The organism is Bradyrhizobium iriomotense (assembly GCF_030160715.1).
GTDB lineage: Bacteria > Pseudomonadota > Alphaproteobacteria > Rhizobiales > Xanthobacteraceae > Bradyrhizobium > Bradyrhizobium iriomotense.
The window spans coordinates 1-1,124 of the sequence record NZ_BSOW01000115.1 but is presented as its reverse complement, the minus strand read 5'-3'; the positions used below and the strand labels follow the sequence as shown (position 1 = coordinate 1,124).

Sequence of the window (1,124 nt, the reverse complement as noted above, 5' to 3'; positions counted from 1 at the left end):
CTAGTACCCGGAATCAGAGCTGAGTGATACGGCGGCCTTTGAAGCGGCGTTGACGGACCTTTTTCTTGGTCCAGACGAAGGGCTCGGCTTTGTCGTTGTACGCGCTGACGTAGGCATCGATGTGTTCCTGAAGCTGCTTGAGGCTTGTAAAGGAGGCGCCGCTAAGCGACTGCCCCTGCAAGATCGAAAACCATACCTCGACCTGGTTGAGCCAGGACGCACTTGTCGGCGTGAAATGAAATTGGACGTTGGGGTGGGCCTTAAGCCAGTCCTCGTTCTTCTTGTGGGTGTTGAGGTTGTCGAGGATGACGTGAAGCTGGCGGTTCGGAAAGGCCGCGGTGAGGCTGTTCATGAAATCGAGAAACTCGACGCGGCGACGGCGTTTTGAATGCGTTGCGATGATCTTCCCGGTGGCGACTTCGAGTGCCGCAAACAGTGTTGTGGTGCCATGCCGCTTGTAGTCGTGGCTCTGGCCGGTCAAGGCGCGGCCATTGGGCAACTTCAGATAACCCTGCGCTCGCTCCAAAGCCTGGATCGAGGGCTTCTCGTCCACGCATAGCACAATGGCCTTCGCCGGCGGGGCGACGTACAGGCCTACGACATCGGCGGCTTTGGCCGTAAAGTTCGGGTCGTTGCTCTCGCACCAGGACTTGCGAGCTGCGAGGTCAATCTTGTGGCTGCGCAGGAACCGCCAGACGTATTGGACGTCAACATCGTCCAGCGCCTCGGCCAGCAGAGGACCGGTCCAGCGCGCAAACCCGTGCGGCGGCGGCTTATCCAACAGCTTCAGAATCCGCTTGTCGGTCGTCTTCGTATAAATCGGCTGCTTGCCAGGCCGCGGCTTGTCTTGCAGCCCTTCAAGGCCAAGGTCGGCATAGCGATGCCGCCAAAGGCTGACAATCCGCGGCTGGACCCCAACCTCCTTGGCGATCGACCGGGTGCTGCGCCCATCCGCCGCCAGCAGGACGATCCGCGCCCGCTTCAAATCGCGCTGCAACGTCACCGGCGAGCGGCAACACGCCTCAAGCACCTTGCGATCTTTCCTCGAAAGGCGGACTTCTCTTGCTTCGGGTATCATCCCGACCTTGAATCACGACTCACGATCTAAGAAAAGTGGGTACTAG

1 protein-coding gene is annotated in these 1,124 nt (G+C 59.6%); it reads right to left on the bottom strand.

The features are described 5' to 3' along the window. Nucleotides 1-13: 13 nt before the first annotated feature. Nucleotides 14-1,078, bottom strand: a complete 1,065-nt coding sequence (locus QQL28_RS45645; protein WP_284276422.1) for an IS630 family transposase — start codon at nt 1,076-1,078, stop codon at nt 14-16. Between the last annotated feature and the right edge of the window lie 46 nt (nt 1,079-1,124).